Source organism: Bradyrhizobium erythrophlei (assembly GCF_042430365.1).
Lineage (GTDB): Bacteria > Pseudomonadota > Alphaproteobacteria > Rhizobiales > Xanthobacteraceae > Bradyrhizobium > Bradyrhizobium erythrophlei.
In genome coordinates this window covers 84,930-102,258 of the sequence record NZ_JBHMET010000224.1, presented here as the reverse complement: position 1 = coordinate 102,258, position 17,329 = coordinate 84,930, and the positions used below count along the sequence as shown (strand labels likewise).

The 17,329-nt window shown below is 58.7% G+C and carries 14 protein-coding genes and 3 pseudogenes; 13 read left to right on the top strand and 4 right to left on the bottom strand.

What is annotated here, in order from left to right; genetic code table 11:
• Positions 1-245 precede the first annotated feature (245 nt).
• Both dctA and ACFFWD_RS31685 read right to left on the bottom strand, forming a co-directional pair.
• Entirely contained in the window at positions 246-1,562 is a 1,317-nt protein-coding gene (dctA, locus tag ACFFWD_RS31690; RefSeq protein ID WP_376972112.1) for a C4-dicarboxylate transporter DctA, read from the bottom strand.
• A 248-nt stretch (positions 1,563-1,810) separates the two neighbouring features.
• Entirely contained in the window at positions 1,811-1,969 is a 159-nt protein-coding gene (locus ACFFWD_RS31685; protein WP_376972110.1) for a hypothetical protein, read from the bottom strand.
• 1,020 nt (positions 1,970-2,989) lie between these two features.
• Between ACFFWD_RS31685 and ACFFWD_RS31680 the strand changes: the two genes are divergently transcribed.
• From ACFFWD_RS31680 to ACFFWD_RS31655, 6 genes and pseudogenes are all read left to right on the top strand, one after another.
• Positions 2,990-3,184 (top strand): transcriptional regulator domain-containing protein, encoded by a 195-nt coding sequence (locus ACFFWD_RS31680; RefSeq protein WP_376972108.1) that lies wholly within the window; start codon positions 2,990-2,992, stop codon positions 3,182-3,184.
• A 139-nt stretch (positions 3,185-3,323) separates the two neighbouring features.
• Positions 3,324-3,764, top strand: a complete 441-nt coding sequence (locus tag ACFFWD_RS31675) for a DUF2285 domain-containing protein (protein WP_376972106.1) — start codon at positions 3,324-3,326, stop codon at positions 3,762-3,764.
• Between the two features lie 133 nt (positions 3,765-3,897).
• Positions 3,898-4,180 (top strand): annotated as a pseudogene (locus ACFFWD_RS31670) (helix-turn-helix transcriptional regulator).
• Between the two features lie 1,438 nt (positions 4,181-5,618).
• The gene (locus ACFFWD_RS31665) at positions 5,619-6,668 is read left to right on the top strand and encodes an aromatic ring-hydroxylating dioxygenase subunit alpha (RefSeq protein ID WP_376972104.1); all 1,050 of its coding nucleotides are present in this window, start codon (positions 5,619-5,621) and stop codon (positions 6,666-6,668) included.
• Between the two features lie 3 nt (positions 6,669-6,671).
• Positions 6,672-7,424 (top strand): GntR family transcriptional regulator, encoded by a 753-nt coding sequence (locus ACFFWD_RS31660; RefSeq protein ID WP_376972102.1) that lies wholly within the window; start codon positions 6,672-6,674, stop codon positions 7,422-7,424.
• Between the two features lie 11 nt (positions 7,425-7,435).
• The gene (locus ACFFWD_RS31655) at positions 7,436-8,416 is read left to right on the top strand and encodes a PDR/VanB family oxidoreductase (protein WP_376972100.1); all 981 of its coding nucleotides are present in this window, start codon (positions 7,436-7,438) and stop codon (positions 8,414-8,416) included.
• Positions 8,417-8,591: 175 nt separating this feature from the next.
• On the opposite strand, the pseudogene ACFFWD_RS31650 reads toward ACFFWD_RS31655, so the two are convergent.
• Positions 8,592-8,805 (bottom strand): annotated as a pseudogene (locus ACFFWD_RS31650) (transposase); the annotation flags it as partial.
• Between the two features lie 478 nt (positions 8,806-9,283).
• On the opposite strand from ACFFWD_RS31650, the gene ACFFWD_RS31645 reads away from it, so the two are divergent.
• Entirely contained in the window at positions 9,284-10,360 is a 1,077-nt protein-coding gene (locus ACFFWD_RS31645) for a hypothetical protein (RefSeq protein ID WP_376972098.1), read from the top strand.
• A 196-nt stretch (positions 10,361-10,556) separates the two neighbouring features.
• Here ACFFWD_RS31645 and ACFFWD_RS31640 read toward each other — a convergent pair.
• Positions 10,557-10,841 (bottom strand): annotated as a pseudogene (locus ACFFWD_RS31640) (class I SAM-dependent methyltransferase); the annotation flags it as partial.
• A gap of 242 nt (positions 10,842-11,083) precedes the next feature.
• On the opposite strand from ACFFWD_RS31640, the gene ACFFWD_RS31635 reads away from it, so the two are divergent.
• The 6 genes from ACFFWD_RS31635 (at position 11,084) to ACFFWD_RS31610 (ending at position 17,106) form a co-directional block, all read left to right on the top strand.
• Complete coding sequence (locus ACFFWD_RS31635) at positions 11,084-11,992, top strand: tyrosine-type recombinase/integrase (RefSeq protein ID WP_376972096.1); 909 nt, start codon at positions 11,084-11,086, stop codon at positions 11,990-11,992.
• A gap of 574 nt (positions 11,993-12,566) precedes the next feature.
• The gene (locus ACFFWD_RS31630) at positions 12,567-13,658 is read left to right on the top strand and encodes a hydrogenase small subunit (RefSeq protein ID WP_376972094.1); all 1,092 of its coding nucleotides are present in this window, start codon (positions 12,567-12,569) and stop codon (positions 13,656-13,658) included.
• Between the two features lie 20 nt (positions 13,659-13,678).
• Positions 13,679-15,469 (top strand): nickel-dependent hydrogenase large subunit, encoded by a 1,791-nt coding sequence (locus tag ACFFWD_RS31625; RefSeq protein WP_376972092.1) that lies wholly within the window; start codon positions 13,679-13,681, stop codon positions 15,467-15,469.
• A gap of 10 nt (positions 15,470-15,479) precedes the next feature.
• Entirely contained in the window at positions 15,480-16,202 is a 723-nt protein-coding gene (cybH, locus tag ACFFWD_RS31620) for a Ni/Fe-hydrogenase, b-type cytochrome subunit (protein ID WP_376972090.1), read from the top strand.
• Between the two features lie 12 nt (positions 16,203-16,214).
• Positions 16,215-16,799 carry a HyaD/HybD family hydrogenase maturation endopeptidase gene (locus ACFFWD_RS31615; RefSeq protein ID WP_376972329.1) on the top strand — a complete coding sequence of 195 codons (585 nt, stop codon included), beginning with the start codon at positions 16,215-16,217 and terminating at the stop codon, positions 16,797-16,799.
• 16 nt (positions 16,800-16,815) lie between these two features.
• On the top strand, positions 16,816-17,106 hold the full coding sequence (locus ACFFWD_RS31610; RefSeq protein ID WP_376972088.1) for a HypC/HybG/HupF family hydrogenase formation chaperone: 291 nt from the start codon (positions 16,816-16,818) through the stop codon (positions 17,104-17,106).
• The last annotated feature ends 223 nt before the right edge of the window (positions 17,107-17,329 follow it).

The following is a 17,329-nucleotide window of genomic DNA, read 5'->3' as shown; positions in this document are numbered from 1 at the left end:
TGTGGAAGCTGATTTAGATCTGCGCGAAAACGGTTCTTTGTGAGTTGCTCGTTTCGACCTGTTCACGCTGTGCACCGATCGCGACCTGATGCCGCAACGGACGCAGGACAACGGACAATCAAGTTGGCGCGAAGCTTTGTAGTTTGCAATACAAGTCGGCTGCTGCCGAGTTGAATAACCAAGAAGCGCGCACTCGGCTGCGCCCGAGTGCAACGCGTCCCGGAATCGCGCACAGAACGCAACTCCTACCGCTTCGTGTTCGCCGCTTCGTTTGGATCGATATCCTGGTTGAGACGGGCATGAAGCGTCGCCTGGTCGAGCTCGCCTTCCCACCAGGACACGAACACGGCAGCAATACCGTTACCGGTAATATTGGTGAGCGCTCGCACCTCGCTCATGAACTTGTCGATCGAGAACACGATCGCCATGCCCGGCACCAGCGCCGGGTTGACCACCGAAAGCGTCGCGGCGAGCGTAATAAAGCCCGCGCCGGTGACGCCGCTTGCGCCCTTCGAAGTCAGTATTGCCACCACCAGGATCGTGAGCTGCTGGCCAAAGGTGAGATCGACCCCGAGCGCCTGCGCAATGAACAATGTTGCGAGCGTCATGTAGATGTTGGTGCCGTCCAGGTTGAAGGAGTAGCCGGTCGGCACCACGAGGCCGACCACGGGCTTGGAGCATCCCAGCCTCTCGAGCTTCTCCATCAATTGTGGTAGCGCACTTTCCGAGGACGACGTGCCGAGCACGATCAAGAGCTCGTCCTTGATATAGGCGATGAACTTAAAAATCGAAAACCCGACGAAGCGCGCGATCAGACCGAGTACGACCACCACGAATAGTGCCGCGGTTGCATAAAATAGCGCGACCAGACCGATCAGATTGCCGAGCGCGGCGGGACCGAACTTGCCGATCGTAAAGGCCATGGCGCCGAATGCGCCGATTGGGGCGGCCTTCATGACGATGGCGATAACTCCGAACACAGCGTGCGCAGTGTCGTCGATCATTCCGCGCAGCCTCTTTCCGCGCTCGCCCAGCGCCATCAGCGAAAACCCGAACAGGATCGAAAACAGGAGCACCTGCAGGACATCGCCGCGGGCGAGGGCGCCAACCACGCTCTCGGGAATGATATTCAGGATGAAATCGACGGCTTTCGAGCCTTCCGCCTGCTTCACGTAATTGGCGACCGCTGCGGCATCTGGCCTCGCCGCAAGACCACGGCCGATCTGGAACAGATTGCCGATCACCAGGCCGAGCACCAGGGCAAAGGTTGACACGATTTCGAAATAGACCAGCGCCTTGACGCCGACCCGCCCGACCTTTTTTGCATCCTGAATATGCGCGATGCCGGATGTCACGGTGCAGAAGATGATCGGCGCGATCACCATCTTGATCAGCTTGATGAAGCCGTCACCGAGCGCCTTGACCCAGTCGTTGGTCGCAAGCGACGGCCACAGCCAACCGACCATGACGCCGATCAGAATCGCGATCAGCACCTGAACGTAGAGAATTTTGTACCAGGTTTGCGACGCCGGCGCGGGCGCCGCAGTTGCGATGGTGGTCATGACGCTCCTCCCGAATTCGATCTCGAATACCGAGCCGCCGCGCGTTGAGGTGCGACAGCATCGTACGAGCTTGTCATTTCAGCCGTGTCCGATTGAAGACGGGGATGTCGGAATGCCGACAGCCGGCAGCGTCATTTCAAGGCAGGCTTTAGTTTCTGCGTATCTTCGCTCGTCAAGCAAGATGCGCACCAAGTACGCCGAAGCCACAACCGTTCAGCTGGCCTGACGATGAACCGACTGTCTCCTGATTAGCGCTGCCTGAATGCCACTACCGCGTTCGTGCCGACGAAAAAGGTGTTGCTCAGCGCCACGCGCACCTGCGCCAGCTCGCAGAGTTCCGTCAACTCGAGCGACTGGATGCCAAGCAATGTCGGATCCGTGGCCGTCGTTATCTCGCGGCCGTCCACGCGTAGTTCTTGATGGTGGCAATGAGTTCCTTCGCGAGTTGACCCTCTATCCTGTCGTGTCCCATCAAGTGAGCCGACGCGGATGCGACGCCATCGCTCAGCCGAGCGGCGTCACGCGATAGTCAGTGGCGTGATCGTTACGAGTTAGGCGGTGCCGTCGATGCAACATTTCGTGACATTGGTAAAATCCATTGTTTGGATGGCATGCATCAACACGATGAAGGTGTATAAACGGGGAGCTTGTCCCGACATCGCATGCGGAAGGGCCCCAATCGCGAGGCTCTGGTGCAACCCGGCTCTCGGCATAATGTCCCGGACATCGTGGCTTTGATCCGCTCCTTTCTTCGAATGGAATACGCACTGCGCTCCCGCTGAACGGGGCGGTCCCCCCCTCTCGCAACAAGCGCCATCAAGCCGGTTGTTCTCAAGTCGACCGCGTAAACATGAACACCTGCCGGAATCATGCCTGCCGAAGCGCCGAATATCGCGACTAGCCGCGGGCTCCAGATCGCTGTCGATGCGGACCACTATATCGATCCCAATCTCGGCCTTCGAAGGAGAAATCATTCGCTATTTTTGTCTGGCTGCTCATGACAAAACCCCGGCCAGATCCTGACGTCGCGCATATTGCGCCGAACGGGTCGGCGCTGATGACTTCTGAAGAGCAGCATGACAGGCCTACATGCGCCTTGTTCAGGAGGAAGGTGAGGGGAGGCGATTGGCGGGAAGTCACTCGAAGAGTGTTTGCATATCGATCCGCAACGTGAGCCGGATCGCGTGCTACGCATACCAGAGGCACCTCGCGCGCGCTAAGTGGTAAGTGAGCAAGGACGGCTGTCCGTCTGCGGCAGGCCTAAATAGAACAAAATCGTCGAAACGGTTTGATTCAACAAAGATACTTCCCTTGCTCACGCGTGGTCGTTTTTGGGCACCGCGTGGTGCCAAACTGGGGGCTTCCTGCAACCCATTTGATCATGGTTATTGTGCCACAATCGTTTTTATGTGCCATGGGGGCGGACAATGCCCGAGTTCGACTGGCGGTCGCCGGATTCGTATAAGAGCCTACAAGATGCCGAAATCACCGGTATCGCTTGGGAATGTCTCCGTCGCGATGCAGACTATCGACGCGACTACGGATCGATAATTGCCAACAGCCCGGATGGCGAAGTGACCGCGGAATTCAGGAGGAGGTGGGGCGTCTGCTTTCGCCCATGATCCTCGGAGGTCTTCGAGGGAAGAAACAGTCTTTTGGGCGCCTGAGGTCCTGCCGTCCGTTGTTCCGGTTGCAGTAACGACGTCTGCAGTTCAAGGTGGGGCGGCATCTCAGCCTCTGCTTGATGTCACGGCCGGTCAGGTGCGTCGCGCTGCCGACGGTTGGCATGGGGTGCTGGATATCGGTTCGGTGGAGCACCGCATATGGTCGAAAGAGCCGCTGGCGGCAGGCGCTTACTATTCAGCCGAATTGCCGCTTGATGGGGATTTCGAACCGCGGGCGCATGCAGCCCGGCGGCTGTGGCGCGCAATGAATGGACGCGCGGCAGGTCCAGCCTTTTATCAGTTGTCCAAACAGCGCCGCGAGCGCTTGAGCTCGGCACTTCGCGCAGTCGATGGGCATAGTGCCGGCGGTACCTATTGCAATATTGCAAACGCGCTATTTGCCAAGAAGCTCGTCCTAAACCGGGCCTCGAAAACCCACGATCTGCGTAGCCGAGCCATCCGTCTCGTACAAAGCGGCCTCGCACTGGTGCGCGGAAGCTATCGCAAACTTCTGCGACCGCGGCGCAGGGACCAATAGCACCTTCAGCGGTGGGGGACGAAAACCGTCACCCCAATATTCGGTATCCCTCTCCAAGAACGGCTTCTCCATGATGACTACACGCACGAAGATGCCGCCGTTCGCAGCGCGCCTGTCACTCTGGAGCTCTCAAATGACCGATCCGATGGCCGGCCTACCCCCGCGCTTCCTGCGCACACAGGAGGCCGCGCGTTATCTCGGCCTTTCTGGTCGCACGCTCGAGAAACATCGCACGTACGGTACCGGGCCGGTCTATCGGAAGATCGGCGGTCGTGTCGTCTATGCTCTGGATGATTTGAGAGCCTGGGCTGACCTCGGCGCCAAAACGTCGACGTCAGATCCAGGCAGGGGGGACCGTACTGCCGGCCAAGAAGCGCCCTATGCTGCGCCCTTATGCGGGCCAGGAACGTCGCTGATCACCGCGCGAGGGCAGTGATAATGTGGCGCGAGATGCAGCGCGATGCCAGGATTCTAAGGGCCATCCAAGGCACGGCAGGCATGGCGGCCATCTGGACGAGTGGATATCTGGGTCGCTTCCCAGACCGTCAGGCACTCGGATGCGAGAGCCGCCAAGGGCCTCGAAACGGCAAATACTGGACCCGAGGGCTGAAAACACCTCAGCCTTGCGCCGGCCGCTGTGCTGGCCTCTTCCCGTGGAGGAGAGTGTGACGCCCGCGGCCGGTGTTGTCGAGGTTGCCTAAGCAAACGAAATGCGCCTGGTGCTGCTCAATGTCGAAATACTGGCTACAGGCACCGGCAACGTTGGGCGCCGGCATGCTTGTCGAGCGGGCGTGAGAAGGGCCGCGGGGAGGACATTTCGCCCGCGTTGATGCATCTGCTTGTCCCCTACGGTGCGTGTCAGGCCAACGCTGGCGCTTCCAACTGGTGAAATTCTCGCCCCGTCAAGGGAACGGCCCCCGCACCGGGAATCGGGCCTTGGGCTTTTGGAGGTAACGACCTGAGCTAAGGGTAGGCAGAGCGAAGCGCGGGCCGTAACGCAAGTAAAGCGGTTCAGCCTCGAAGATAGGGATCCCCAGGCCAACAGAGCGTTGTGCCTGGAAGGCAAAAAGCGAGTCACTATCAAAGGTGGGTAGCTAGAGTTTGCAGTGGGGGCAGAGCGCGCGGCACGTTCAAAGATGCACCAATCGCTAAGCGAGCGCTCGAACGGATCGCTGCGCTCTATGCGATCGAAGGACGATTTGCGGGATGAGCGAGGACCGGCGCTTGGTACGCCAAAGAATAAGCCGCTGGTAGCGTCACTCAGGAGATGGTTCGAACAGCAGCTTGCGCTCGTCTCCGCCAAGGTGGAGATCGCCGGGGAGATCCGCTACGGGCTGAACCACTGGGACGTGTCACCCGCTTCCTGGACGATGGCCGTATCGAGCTTGACGCCAACATTGTCGACGCGACATCCGCTCCCATCGTGGTCACTCGCAAGAACCCAGTCTTCGCCCGTACAATCATGGTGCGGAGAACTTGGGTCTGCGCCACCTGGGTGAATCGGGGCCTGCAAACTTGGCGGCGTTGACCTGCAAGCCGACTTTGCCGACCTGCTGTAGCGACGTGGGTCAGCGGCCCGCTTACCCCTAACGGCCGAAGTCAGATTCCGTGGCCGTTCTTCACCACCGCTTTTTGCAAACTCAATCCGAGGCCTTCCATAGGCCGGCAACGATGGCGCCGGGTCCGCGATCGATCACATTTGTCGGCATGATGTATACATTATATCGGATGATTCCGACTTCCTTTTGGTATTGGTCGTCATTGTGGCTAGTTATGACTGAAAAAAGCAGCTTCGTTGTTGCGTGCTTGGAAAATGCGTATACAGTAAGTATACAGACTAGCGAGGAGGAGCGAATGGGCCAATGTTTTCCGATGAATGCCTGGTACGCCGCCGCCTGGGATGCGGAAGTGAAGCAGGCGCTGTTGCCACGCACGATCTGCGGCAGGCACGTCGTGATGTATCGCCGCAGCAGCGGTGAGGTGGCTGCGCTGGAAGATGCCTGTTGGCATCGGCTGGTGCCGCTCTCAAAAGGGCGGCTTGAGGGCGACGCCGTCGTCTGCGGCTATCATGGGCTGAAATTCAACGCGCAGGGCCGCTGCACCTTCATGCCCTCGCAAGAGACGATCAACCCCTCCGCCTGCGTCCGTGCCTATCCTGTCGTCGAACGTCATCGCTTCATCTGGCTGTGGATGGGCGATCCGGCGATGGCCGACCCAGGACTGGTGCCGGACATGCATTGGAACGACGACCCTGCTTGGGCTGGCGATGGCCAGACCATTCACCTCAAATGCGACTATCGTTTGGTGGTAGACAATCTTATGGACCTGACGCACGAAACTTTCGTGCACGGCGCCAGCATCGGCAATGATGCCATTGCGGAAGCGCCGTTCGACGTCACTCATGGCGAAAAGACCGCCACCGTGACGCGCTGGATGAAGGGGATTGCCGCACCACCGTTCTGGGCCGGGCAATTGCAAAAGCCTGGTCCGGTGGACCGCTGGCAAATCATTCGTTTCGAGGCGCCGTGCACCATTAATATTGATGTCGGCGTTGCGCCCGCTGGAACCGGCGCGCCCGAAGGCGATCGCTCGGCTGGCGTCAACGGTTTGGTCCTCAACACCATCACACCCGAGACAGAAACGAGCTGCCACTATTTCTGGGCATTCGTGCGCAATTATCGGTTAGGCGAACAGCGCCTGACCACCGAACTCCGCCAAGGCGTTTCCGGCATCTTCCGTGAGGACGAGGTCATTCTCGAGGCGCAGCAGCGAGCGATCGACGAAAACCCCGACCGGATCTTCTACAACCTCAATATCGATGCGGGCGCGATGTGGGCGCGCCGCCTGATAGATCGCATGATCGAGGCGGAGAATCCGCCGCAACATCGGCAGGCCGCGGAGTAGGGCATGGCCGAGCGTGACAGTGATCGCTCCGCCTCACAGACGGTGCGCGCGCAACTCAGCTTGCGCGATCTGATCCTGTCGGGCGATTTGCGGCCGGGCGAGCGGATCTCTGAATTGCAGGCGGTGGAGACGACCGGCGCCTCCCGCACCCCGGTGCGAATGGCGCTGGTTCGGCTGGAGGAGGAAGGCCTGCTGGAGGCGATCCCTTCAGGCGGCTTCATGGTGAAGGCGTTCTCCGAGCGAGATGTCCAGGACTCGATCGAACTGCGCGGCACGCTGGAAGGGCTGGCCGCGCGTTTTGCCGCCGAGCGCGGCGTCTCGTCGCGCGATCTCGAGCCCCTGAAAGCATGTCTCGACGAGATCGACGGCTTGGTGCGGCAGGATCCGATCTCGGTCGAGGCCTTCTCCTCCTACGTCGCGCTGAACGCGCGCTTTCATGCGCTGTTGACCGAATTGTCGCGCAGTCCGCCCCTGATCCGGCAGATCGATCGTGCGTCCGCGCTGCCATTCGCCTCGCCAAGCGGTTTTGTGATGACCCAATCAGAACTGCCGGACGCGCACCAGACGCTGTTGATTGCGCAAGATCAACACCGCACCGTGATCGACGCGATCGAAAACCGCGAGGGCGCGCGGGCCGAAGCAATCATGCGCGAGCACGCGCGGCTCGCGGCGCGAAATTTGCGCTTGGTGCTCAAGAATAAGACGCGTTTTGACCTGTTGCCGGGGCTGGCCCTCATCAGGACGGCAGGCGATTAAAGGAGGACCGCATGCGCTTCATCGAAACCTGGACTCCCGCAACCCTCATCGCGACGCGCGATCTGACGCCTTCGATCCGCGAGTTCCTGATCCGTCCGGAAAATTTCGACAGCGCGGCCTACCCGGTCGGTAGCCACATCGATGTTGCCGTCGACGTCGATGGTCAGCCTGAGACGCGGTCCTACTCGCTGATCGGTGAAGCCGACCGTGCCGGTTACCGTATCGCGGTGCGGCGGGCGGAGGACTCCCGCGGCGGCTCACGCTACATGTGGTCGCTCGCGCCGGGCGCGCGGCTGACCGTCACTTTGCCAACCTCGCTGCTGCCGATCGACTGGGCGCGCCGGCATTACTGCCTGATCGCCGGCGGCATTGGCATTACGCCGCTGATTGGGGCAGCGCAGGTGCTCGCCCGGCACAATGTCGATTTCACTCTGCATTATGCGGTGCGTTCGCGTGAGGATGCCGTCTATCTGGATGTTCTGGCCCCCTTGCTGAACGAGCGCCTTGTTGTCCATGCAGGCAACGAGGGAGGCCGGCTCGATCTCGACACGTTGTTCGTGTCGCTGCCGTCTGATGCCATGACCCTGTTTTGCGGCCCGATCCGGATGCTCGATGCAGCACGCCGGGCGTGGACCGTGGCGGGCCGTGTGTTATCCGACCTGCGCTACGAGACCTTCGGTTCAAGTGGCTTGCTGCCGACCGAATGCTTTCGGGTGCGCCTTGCGGACCGGGGCGTTGAGATCGAGATTCCGCGCGATCGCTCGATGTTGGACGCGCTCAATGCGGCTGGTTACGAGGTGATTTCGGATTGCCGGCGCGGGGAGTGCGGCGTCTGCGCCATCGACCTCATCGACATCGACGGTCAGGTTGACCACCGCGACGTCTTCTTCAGCGATCAGCAGAAGCACGCCAACGAAAAGATCTGCACATGTGTCTCGCGCGCCCGCGGCACCATCACGGTCGATATGCTGCATCGTCCGGACGCGGTTTAGGCTCGCTTTAACTCGTTCTGCGGCAGCAGGTCTTGCATGCGGCCGGGGCTCGCCGTGCCCGCGAAACGAGTGGGCTTTTTGCAGTCCGTCAAAGAAGCTCATTTGAGTGCGGTCGGGACGGCGAACAGTTGGGAGAAGACGTTTGGGATAAGGCGCAGGACCTCAGCTACACGTCGTAAATGTGCTTGAGCAGCAACAGCCCGGTCATGAAGCGGGTCTCAATCGCGGGCCCACCATTTTCGCTATAGGAGGCGCGATCTCGCGATCGATTCAGTCCCAGTCGATCTGCCGCCAAGTTGGACCAACTCGTGCTTTAGTTTAACAAATTGATCGAGCCTGGCGGCGAACCAGATCGCCCTCAGCTTCGTCTCCGGCTTCTTCGGTCGCATCCTCCCGCTCCGCTGCGACCGCGGGATCATGCCGGGTAAGTGCACCCACTGAAGTTGCCGTACGTGTTGCGCGCCGCGCCTCCCGTCTTATTCTGCGACGCGTCGAATCAGCATTTCTAATGTCGGCCCCTGTTCAGCGACCTTTGTACGGTATGGACGGTGCCGTTTGGTCGATTACGCAATGCTAAGCGAGCGAACGAGGCTGCCTGTAGCAAATCTTGCTTCCGGGAGAGTGGGTTTGCGCTATAGCTGACCCCCGGCCGAAACCCCGCCCGAAGCTTGTCGCGCCGACTGGAGGTGCATCGGCCGGCCGCTCAGCCGAGTAAAGACAATCCCAATCCGTGTGACCAGCGGTTGTTCTATTGCCTTTTCTTCCCGGGTTACTAGTATCTACGGCTTTCGGGGGGCCAATCCGGCTCTCTAAAGCACATAACTCGGAATTATGCGCAGAGTTAACGCTTCTTTTGAGCTCAGACTCTTGGGCACGACGCCCGCTGATCGCTCGGACGTGGATAGGGCGCTCGCCATTTTCATTCAAAATACTTCGCCGCTACTGAGAACAAAGACCAATCAGATCAGACAAAAGATCGCAAATCCGATCACGCCGGAAGGCACGTTCTATTTTGCAGCGCTATGCCGATCCAAGAGCGTGATCGGATTCGCGATGTTCGGCTATTATCCCAACTCCAAGCTTATGGTGGTCGATCACATGGTTATTGATCGCGATCATCGTGGTGATGCGGCGTTCTTCATATTCGCCCAACTCCTCCATGACACGATTCTAGGACTCGACCTTGAAATCGATTTTACCGCCGTCGAGCTCGAAGACGGAAATGAGTATGGATCTGAGCAAACGGGCGGCAACGAATTGGTGCGCCTGCTCGGCCAAGTGGGGTTTGGCAAGGTCCACGTCGAATACTTCTTAGCCAATATCGAGCCCGTCAACTACGAGGCGAAGTATCCCGGAGTATTGATGCTGCGTGGAAGCCAGAAACTCTATCGGATCAGGAGAGAGGACTTACTTCAAATTTCGCGAGGAATGTTGTTCGAACACTATCTTCCCTGGTACCGTGACTTTTTCGGCGAGCAAACGGGGGTTTATCAACGATACTTAGAGCAGTTGCATCAGGAATTTGCGAAACGTCTTGGAAACCAGCCGACTATCAAGGTCAATGGTCCAGAAGCGGACGCCTTAATCGTTAGCCCTACTAGCGTCCCCGTGCGCTCGACCGAATTTCGCATTGGGCAACACATAGCGATGTTTGCTGCCGTCGTAACCATCGCGTGCACAGCGATCTACGAACTTAACGTTCCGCCAAACTGGGCTATTCCGTTGCTAGTCGCCCTAGTGGCCGTATTCGCAGGCATAGTCGCGATTAGCAGCGGAAGATCATTCGAGGTCTTTGAGGCAGCTATTCAATCTCTACGCGGCGGCAAACAAAAATTGCACTATCAGCAAACTCGGCCACCTTCCAAAGATGCCGAGCAAACACGTCCGCGACTGAAAAAAAGGAAGCGAGATTTGGAGATCGGGACAGACGATAAACAAGACTAGAGAGGATATGAAAGTATCTGACCCTCTCGATCTTGAATCCGTGCAGTGCGAGTGTTCGCCTTACGAAGTTGTTGGAATATACCCAATACTGTTCTGTACCCTTATAGAAAGTCGTAACGAAGGCAGCATCCGCTCTATAGGCCTTTGATCCGAAAAATTCGAAGCTGTTGCTGAGCTCAACGTGAAGTACCAGAAGTCCCTGGTCCTTCGTCACGGCAGCAAACTCGTTGAGCGTTTCTTCCAACGAACAATAGTTGACGACTGGACCCACGCAAATGGTGAGATCTGCGATTCCGGGCGGGAGCGGCAAGCTCTCAGCGCTAGCGCAAACTGACCACTCTGATCGTCGTAGCCGAGCTTCAGCTATATCTATCTCGACCCGGTCGCACGATGAATCGAAGTATGAATAGCCGCCCGATCCTACGTCGACGATGAGGCAACGATCATCGCAAGAGACAAGTTGCCCTGCTACAGCGAGCATCTCCCGTTCAATCTGGCGTTTGCTCCACGCGTGCCAACGATCTGCTTTGTCCCAGATCTCGCCAATCTCGTTATACTTCTTACGAATTCGAGCCAAATAGGCCGGCTGAGTGCGCATAATTCCGAGTTATTTTGCTTAGCCGGAGATTGTCATCGCGTTTACCATGAACCCATCTGGGGCCATCCCAACTCGACGGGTCTTGCGATAGAGACAAGTGGGCTGCGTGTATGGAGTGAGTTGTTATGCTGATTAGCTCAGCAGTTGCCGAGTATTTGCGGTATTGTGCGGTTGAACGGCAGCTCTCCACACATAGTATTCAAGCGTACGCTGCGGATCTGAATGATTTTCGTCAGTTCTTAAGAGACGCCCAGTCCCTCGCTGCGGTAACCAACTCTGAGCTCGGAGCATACCTAGCCGACCTGCTGGAGCGCCGAAAGCTCTCGATCTCAACTGTCCGTCGGCGCTTTGCTTGCTTGCGCACGTTCTTTCGGCGCGCAACATCGTTGGGACAGGCCGCGGATCCATTTCAGGGGTGGCGTCTAGAGCTTCCTCGGCGAAAGAGGCTCCCGCGATGTCTTTCTCGGCCGGAGGTGTTGAGTGTATTGTCTGGGTTAACCCCGAAGTACGAGGTCAGGGCTATCTCCTCGGAGCCGATCCTGATAGCGGTTCGCTTAATGATCGCAACAGGGATAAGAGTTGGAGAGCTCTGCAAGATCGTCATCACCGATGTCGCTCCCGATGGAAGGGATGTCAGGATTCGCGGTAAAGGATCCAGAGATCGGCACGTGTATGTCTCTGACCCTGATCTTCGATCAGATCTTGTGAAGCTTCTGGAGAGGCGTGCAAAGCACCTGACACTGGATAGGCACTTGTTTTTGAACCGACGACAGCGACCCATGAGGCCTCATTCAGTTCGGATAGCGCTTCGTCGCTACTCGGACAATTCGGAAAGCAAGCGTCGAATTACGCCACATATGCTTCGCCACACGGCAGCAACTCTATTGATTGAGCGCGGCGTAGACATCCGTTTCGTCCAAAAGCTCCTTGGTCATTCTAGTATATCAACTACGGAGATCTATACCCACGTATCGGATGAGGCGCTGAGGGCGAGTCTCGAGAGAGCCGACGTGCTCCGCAATCTTGCGGCCTAGCCGATTGGGGCGTTCGTCCGGCATTCAGGCCGCGAGGTACTGCTGCGAGGAACGTGAATAATACGCAGGACGCGCTCGCACCTTTGGCAGTATCGTTCCTGCATAAACGAGGGAGGCAAGCCGGGTGGCACTTCGGACAATCCGCGCTCGCCGTAAGAAGTTAAGAGCGCTGCTGGTCGGGTTCCTCACATCGACGTTCTAAAACGGACACGAATAGTACAAGGGATGGAAGGTGAAGGGCGCCGCTCGTCTCTCGTGCCGAACCGAATGTCTGCTCGAGTATGATGTGCGTGCTGTGACCTCACGACCGGGCGATCGTAATCGGTGCATTGTGCGCTTTGTGGCGTGCGATCCCATCGTGCAGGCGCTCGCGGATGTCGCAATTACCGTGATCCAGCTCTCCGGTTCCGGGGGGCGAATTGTTCGCGACCCAAGATGGGCTCGCGAATCCCTACCGCAAATCGCGTAGCAGCCGCTTGGTATCTGTCAGGTGTCCTACGTTTGATTGGCCTGCTTCTTGCTGTACCGAACGCAGCAATTCCTCGCAGCTGATATCTGACCATTGGAAGGGGTCATGGACGGGGCAACGGAAACGTTCTACAGCGTGATCAGACGTCAGGGTATCACGCGTCGCAGTTTCCACAAATTCTGCAGTTTGATGGCAACGAGCCTCGGGCTCGGCCCGCTCGCGGCAAGCTGTATTGCCGGCGCGCTGGAGACCAAGCCGCGTGTGCCCGTGATCTGGCTGCACGGGCTCGAATGCACTTGTTGCTCGGAAAGCTTTATCCGCTCGGCCCATCCGTTGGTGAAAGACGCGATGCTGTCGATGATTTCGCTCGATTACGACGATACTATCATGGCGGCGGCAGGACACCAGGCCGAGGCCATCCTTGAGGAGACCCGCGCCAAGTACAGAGGCCAGTATGTGCTTGCCGTCGAAGGCAATCCGCCGCTGAACGAAGACGGTATGTTCTGCATTGATGGCGGCAAGCCGTTCATCGAAAAGCTCAGGTCGACGGCGGAAGATTGTATGGCGGTCATCGCTTGGGGCTCTTGTGCGTCCTGGGGCTGCGTGCAGGCGGCCAAGCCCAACCCGACTCAGGCGACGCCGATCGATAAGGTGATCACGAACAAGCCGATCATCAAGGTGCCCGGCTGCCCGCCGATTGCAGAGGTCATGACCGGCGTCGTGACCTTCATCACCACATTCGGAAAACTTCCCGAGCTCGACCGTCTGGGGCGGCCAAAGATGTTCTATTCCCAGCGCATCCACGACAAATGCTATCGACGTTCCCATTTCGACGCTGGCCAATTTGTCGAGGAGTGGGACGATGAGTCCGCGCGCAAGGGCTATTGCCTGTACAAGATGGGCTGCAAGGGGCCGACCACCTACAACGCCTGCTCGGCCGTTCGGTGGAACGGCGGCGTTTCCTTCCCGATCCAATCCGGCCACGGCTGTTTCGGCTGCTCTGAAGACGGCTTCTGGGACAAGGGCTCGTTTTACGACCGGCTCACGACAATTAAGCAGTTCGGCATCGAGGAGAACGCCGATCAGATCGGTATGGCTGCTGCCGGCGTAGTCGGTCTAGCCGTCACCGCGCACGCAGCGGTCACGGCCGCGAAGCGGCTGACCCGTAAACGGGCCGGCGCCGCTCAGGAAAAATGATCGAGTTTTTGAGGACAACGGTGGGGCGCCAAACACCCAATGGGTTCAAGCTCGATAATTCCGGCAAGCGCGTTGTCGTCGATCCGCTGACCCGGATCGAGGGTCACCTTCGCGTCGAGGTCAATCTCGATTCCGACAATGTGATCCGCAACGCCGTCTCGAGCGGAACAATGTGGCGTGGCATCGAAACGATCCTGCGCGGGCGCGATCCGCGCGACGCCTGGGCGTTCACCGAGCGGATTTGCGGTGTCTGCACCGGCACCCATGCGCTCACCTCCGTGCGTGCGGTTGAGAATGCGCTCGGCATCAAGATCCCAGAGAATGCTAACTCGATCCGCAACATCATGCAGCTCTGCCTCCAGGTGCATGATCACCTCGTGCATTTCTATCACCTGCACGCGATGGACTGGGTCGACGTGGTCTCCGCGCTTAAGGCCGATCCCAAGACCACTTCGAGCCTGGCGCAGTCGGTCTCGTCCTGGCCGTTGTCATCACCGGGCTATTTCAAGAATCTGCAAATCAGGCTCACCAAGTTCATCGAATCAGGGCAGCTCGGTCCGTTCAAGAATGCCTATTGGGGTCATCCGGCCTACAAGCTTCCGTCGGAAGCGAACCTGATGGCGGTGGCGCATTATCTGGAAGCGCTCGATTTCCAGAAGGAGATCGTCAAAATCCACGCGATCTATGGGGGCAAGAACCCGCATCCGAACTGGCTGGTCGGCGGCGTGCCCTGCGCGATCAATGTCGACGGCACTGGCGCGGTGGGGGCGATCAATATGGAGCGACTCAACCTAGTGTCCTCGATCATCGATCGTTCGATCGAGTTCGTCGAGCAGGTCTATCTACCCGACATTGAAATTATCGGCTCGTTCTACAAGAGCTGGCTCTATGGCGGCGGGCTGTCGGGCGAGAGCGTCATGTCCTATGGCGACGTTCCCGAAAACGCCAACGACTATTCCGCGAAAAGTCTCAAGCTGCCGCGCGGCGTCATTCTTAACGGCAACCTCAAGGAGATCTTGCCTATCGACCACGGCGATCCCGAACAGATCCAGGAATTCGTCGTGCACTCTTGGTACAAATACTCCGACGAGTTCAGCGGACTGCATCCCTGGGATGGCGTCACCGAGCCGAATTTCCAGCTTGGGCCCAACCTCAAGGGCACCAGGACCGACATCAAGGAGCTCGACGAAGGCGGCAAGTATTCCTGGATCAAGGCGCCGCGCTGGCGCGGCAACGCCGTCGAGGTAGGACCGCTGGCGCGATACATCATAGGTTATGCGCAAGGCAAAACGGAGTTCAGGGAGCCGACCGACAGACTGCTCAAGACGCTCGATCTTCCCGTGACTGCGCTGTTCTCGACGCTCGGTCGCACCGCGGCGCGCGCGCTCGAATGCCAGTGGGCGGCCCATCAGATGCGCTATTTCCAGGACAAGCTGGTGGCCAGCATCAAGGCGGGTGACAGCGCAACTGCCAATGTCAGCAAATGGAAGCCGGAGAGCTGGCCGAAAGAGGCCAAGGGCTACGGTTTCACCGAGGCGCCGCGCGGTGCGCTTGGGCACTGGATCAAGATCAGGGACACCAAGATCGACAACTACCAATGCGTCATGCCGACGACGTGGAACGGCTCGCCGCGCGATCCCAAGGGCAATATTGGTGCATTTGAAGCCGCCCTGATCGATACGCCGATGGCCGATCCGGAAAGGCCGCTGGAGATTTTGCGCACGATCCATTCCTTTGATCCGTGCCTGGCGTGCTCGACCCACGTAATGAATCCGGACGGTCGAGAAATGGCTTCAATCAGGGTTCGGTAGGAATACGGCCATGCCGGACAAGACACCGCAAGCCCTTATTGCCGTCGATACGGCACGGAGTGATCGCAGCATCGATCGTGACGTCATCTACGTCTATGAAGCGCCGGTGCGACTGTGGCATTGGATCAATGCGACAGCCATTCTGGTGCTGGGCGTAACTGGCTACTTCATCGGGACTGGGACACCGGCCATGCCAGGCGAGGCAAGCGACAATTTCCTGTTCGGCCATATCCGCTTTGCGCATTTCTCCGCAGGCTATGTGCTCACCGTCGGCTTCCTGCTACGTATCTATTGGGCCTTCATGGGAAATCCCCATGCCAAGCAGATCTTCTACGTGCCGCTCTGGAGCAGGTGCTTTTGGGGCGCTGTGTGGCACGAGATGCGCTCGTACGCTTTCCTTGCGGTCAAGCCGGAGAAGTATATCGGGCACAATCCGGTGGCTCAGCTCGCGATGTTCTTCATGTTTACGCCGACGATCGTGTTCATGATCGTCACCGGCTTCGCACTTTATGCGCAGAGCCCCGGCAGTGACAGCTGGCACTACAAGCTGTTCGGTTGGGTTTTTGCGATCTGGCCGAACAGTCAGGACGTTCATACCTGGCACCACCTCGGCCTATGGGTGATCGTAACGTTCGCGTTCGTTCACATCTATGCGGCGCTCCGCGAGGAGATCATGTCGCGCCGAAGCATCATCTCCTCCATGATTTCGGGCGTGTGCGAGTTCCGCGATTGATAGAGGATGCCGATGCTGACTCCGGAAAATACGAAACGGATTTTGGTGCTCGGCATCGGCAATATCCTGTGGGCCGATGAGGGGTTCGGTGTGCGGGCGGTGGAGGAGCTTCACCGCCGCTATGCCGTCCCGGACAACGTCACCGTCCTCGATGGCGGCACGCAGGGGCTCTACCTCGTCAAGTTTCTTGAGGAGGCCGATTGCCTGATCGTGTTCGACGCCATGGACTTTGGACTCCCGCCCGGGCAGTTGAGGCTCGTGCGAGACGACGAGGTGCCGAAATTCACCGCCGCAAGGAAGATGAGCCTGCATCAGACCGGTTTTCAGGAGGTCTTAAGTGCGGCCGATCTGCTTGGCCGCTGCCCGCGAGAGCTCGCTCTCATCGGCTGTCAGCCGCTGGATCTGGAGGATTGGGGCGGGCCGCTAACCGCTCCGGTGCGCGGTCAGATTACGCCTGCGATCGGACTGGCGCGCGAACTGCTGGCGCAGTGGGGCTCGCCGGCAAAACGGAGAACCACGTCGCTGCCCGAATCAGAACGTCTGCTCGCCAATGATATTGACCATCGAAACTATGAGATGAGGACGCGGCCGGTCTAGCGGCTCGTGTGTTAACATGTGCTTTGGCTTGCCAATGACGATTATTGAGACCGACGGCATGTGTGCGCTGTGCGAGTATGGCAGTGAACGGCGGCGCGTCTCGGTCATGCTGCTCTCCGAGCCGCCGGTCGGCGCCAAGGTCCTAGTCCATGTCGATACCGCGGTGCGGCTCCTGGATGACGAAACAGCGCGCCTGATCGCGGAGGCGCTCGACGGCCTCGATGCGGCCCTCAGTGGCCACGACTGCGATCGCTTCTTCGCGGACTTGATCGGTCAAGAGCCGCAGCTGCCTGAGCACCTACGCTAACCCGGTGCCGCTTGCGGACACTGCGCTGCCCACGCTTGCCAATGTCCACGGGACAACAAGCGTCCAGCCGAGAGCAAGCTTCGCGCGGAAGATTTCCAACGGTTTAGCGCAGCTCATCTAACGGGAATACAAATCACGGGATTGGCACATGCCTTGCTAACATCCGATCCGGCAGGACAGAGACTATCAGAAAGGTGGCTGATGAACTTCGAGCCGGGAAAGC

Bases quoted from the DNA above. Each gene is read 5' to 3' on its own strand.
- dctA (WP_376972112.1), bottom strand. From the start codon at position 1,562: ATGACCACCATCGCAACTGCGGCGCCCGCGCCGGCGTCGCAAACCTGG.
- ACFFWD_RS31680 (WP_376972108.1), top strand. From the start codon at position 2,990: ATGCCCGAGTTCGACTGGCGGTCGCCGGATTCGTATAAGAGCCTACAA.
- ACFFWD_RS31665 (WP_376972104.1), top strand. From the start codon at position 5,619: ATGGGCCAATGTTTTCCGATGAATGCCTGGTACGCCGCCGCCTGGGAT.
- ACFFWD_RS31660 (WP_376972102.1), top strand. From the start codon at position 6,672: ATGGCCGAGCGTGACAGTGATCGCTCCGCCTCACAGACGGTGCGCGCG.
- ACFFWD_RS31655 (WP_376972100.1), top strand. From the start codon at position 7,436: ATGCGCTTCATCGAAACCTGGACTCCCGCAACCCTCATCGCGACGCGC.
- ACFFWD_RS31635 (WP_376972096.1), top strand. From the start codon at position 11,084: ATGCTGATTAGCTCAGCAGTTGCCGAGTATTTGCGGTATTGTGCGGTT.
- ACFFWD_RS31630 (WP_376972094.1), top strand. From the start codon at position 12,567: ATGGACGGGGCAACGGAAACGTTCTACAGCGTGATCAGACGTCAGGGT.
- cybH (WP_376972090.1), top strand. From the start codon at position 15,480: ATGCCGGACAAGACACCGCAAGCCCTTATTGCCGTCGATACGGCACGG.
- ACFFWD_RS31615 (WP_376972329.1), top strand. From the start codon at position 16,215: ATGCTGACTCCGGAAAATACGAAACGGATTTTGGTGCTCGGCATCGGC.
- ACFFWD_RS31610 (WP_376972088.1), top strand. From the start codon at position 16,816: ATGTGCTTTGGCTTGCCAATGACGATTATTGAGACCGACGGCATGTGT.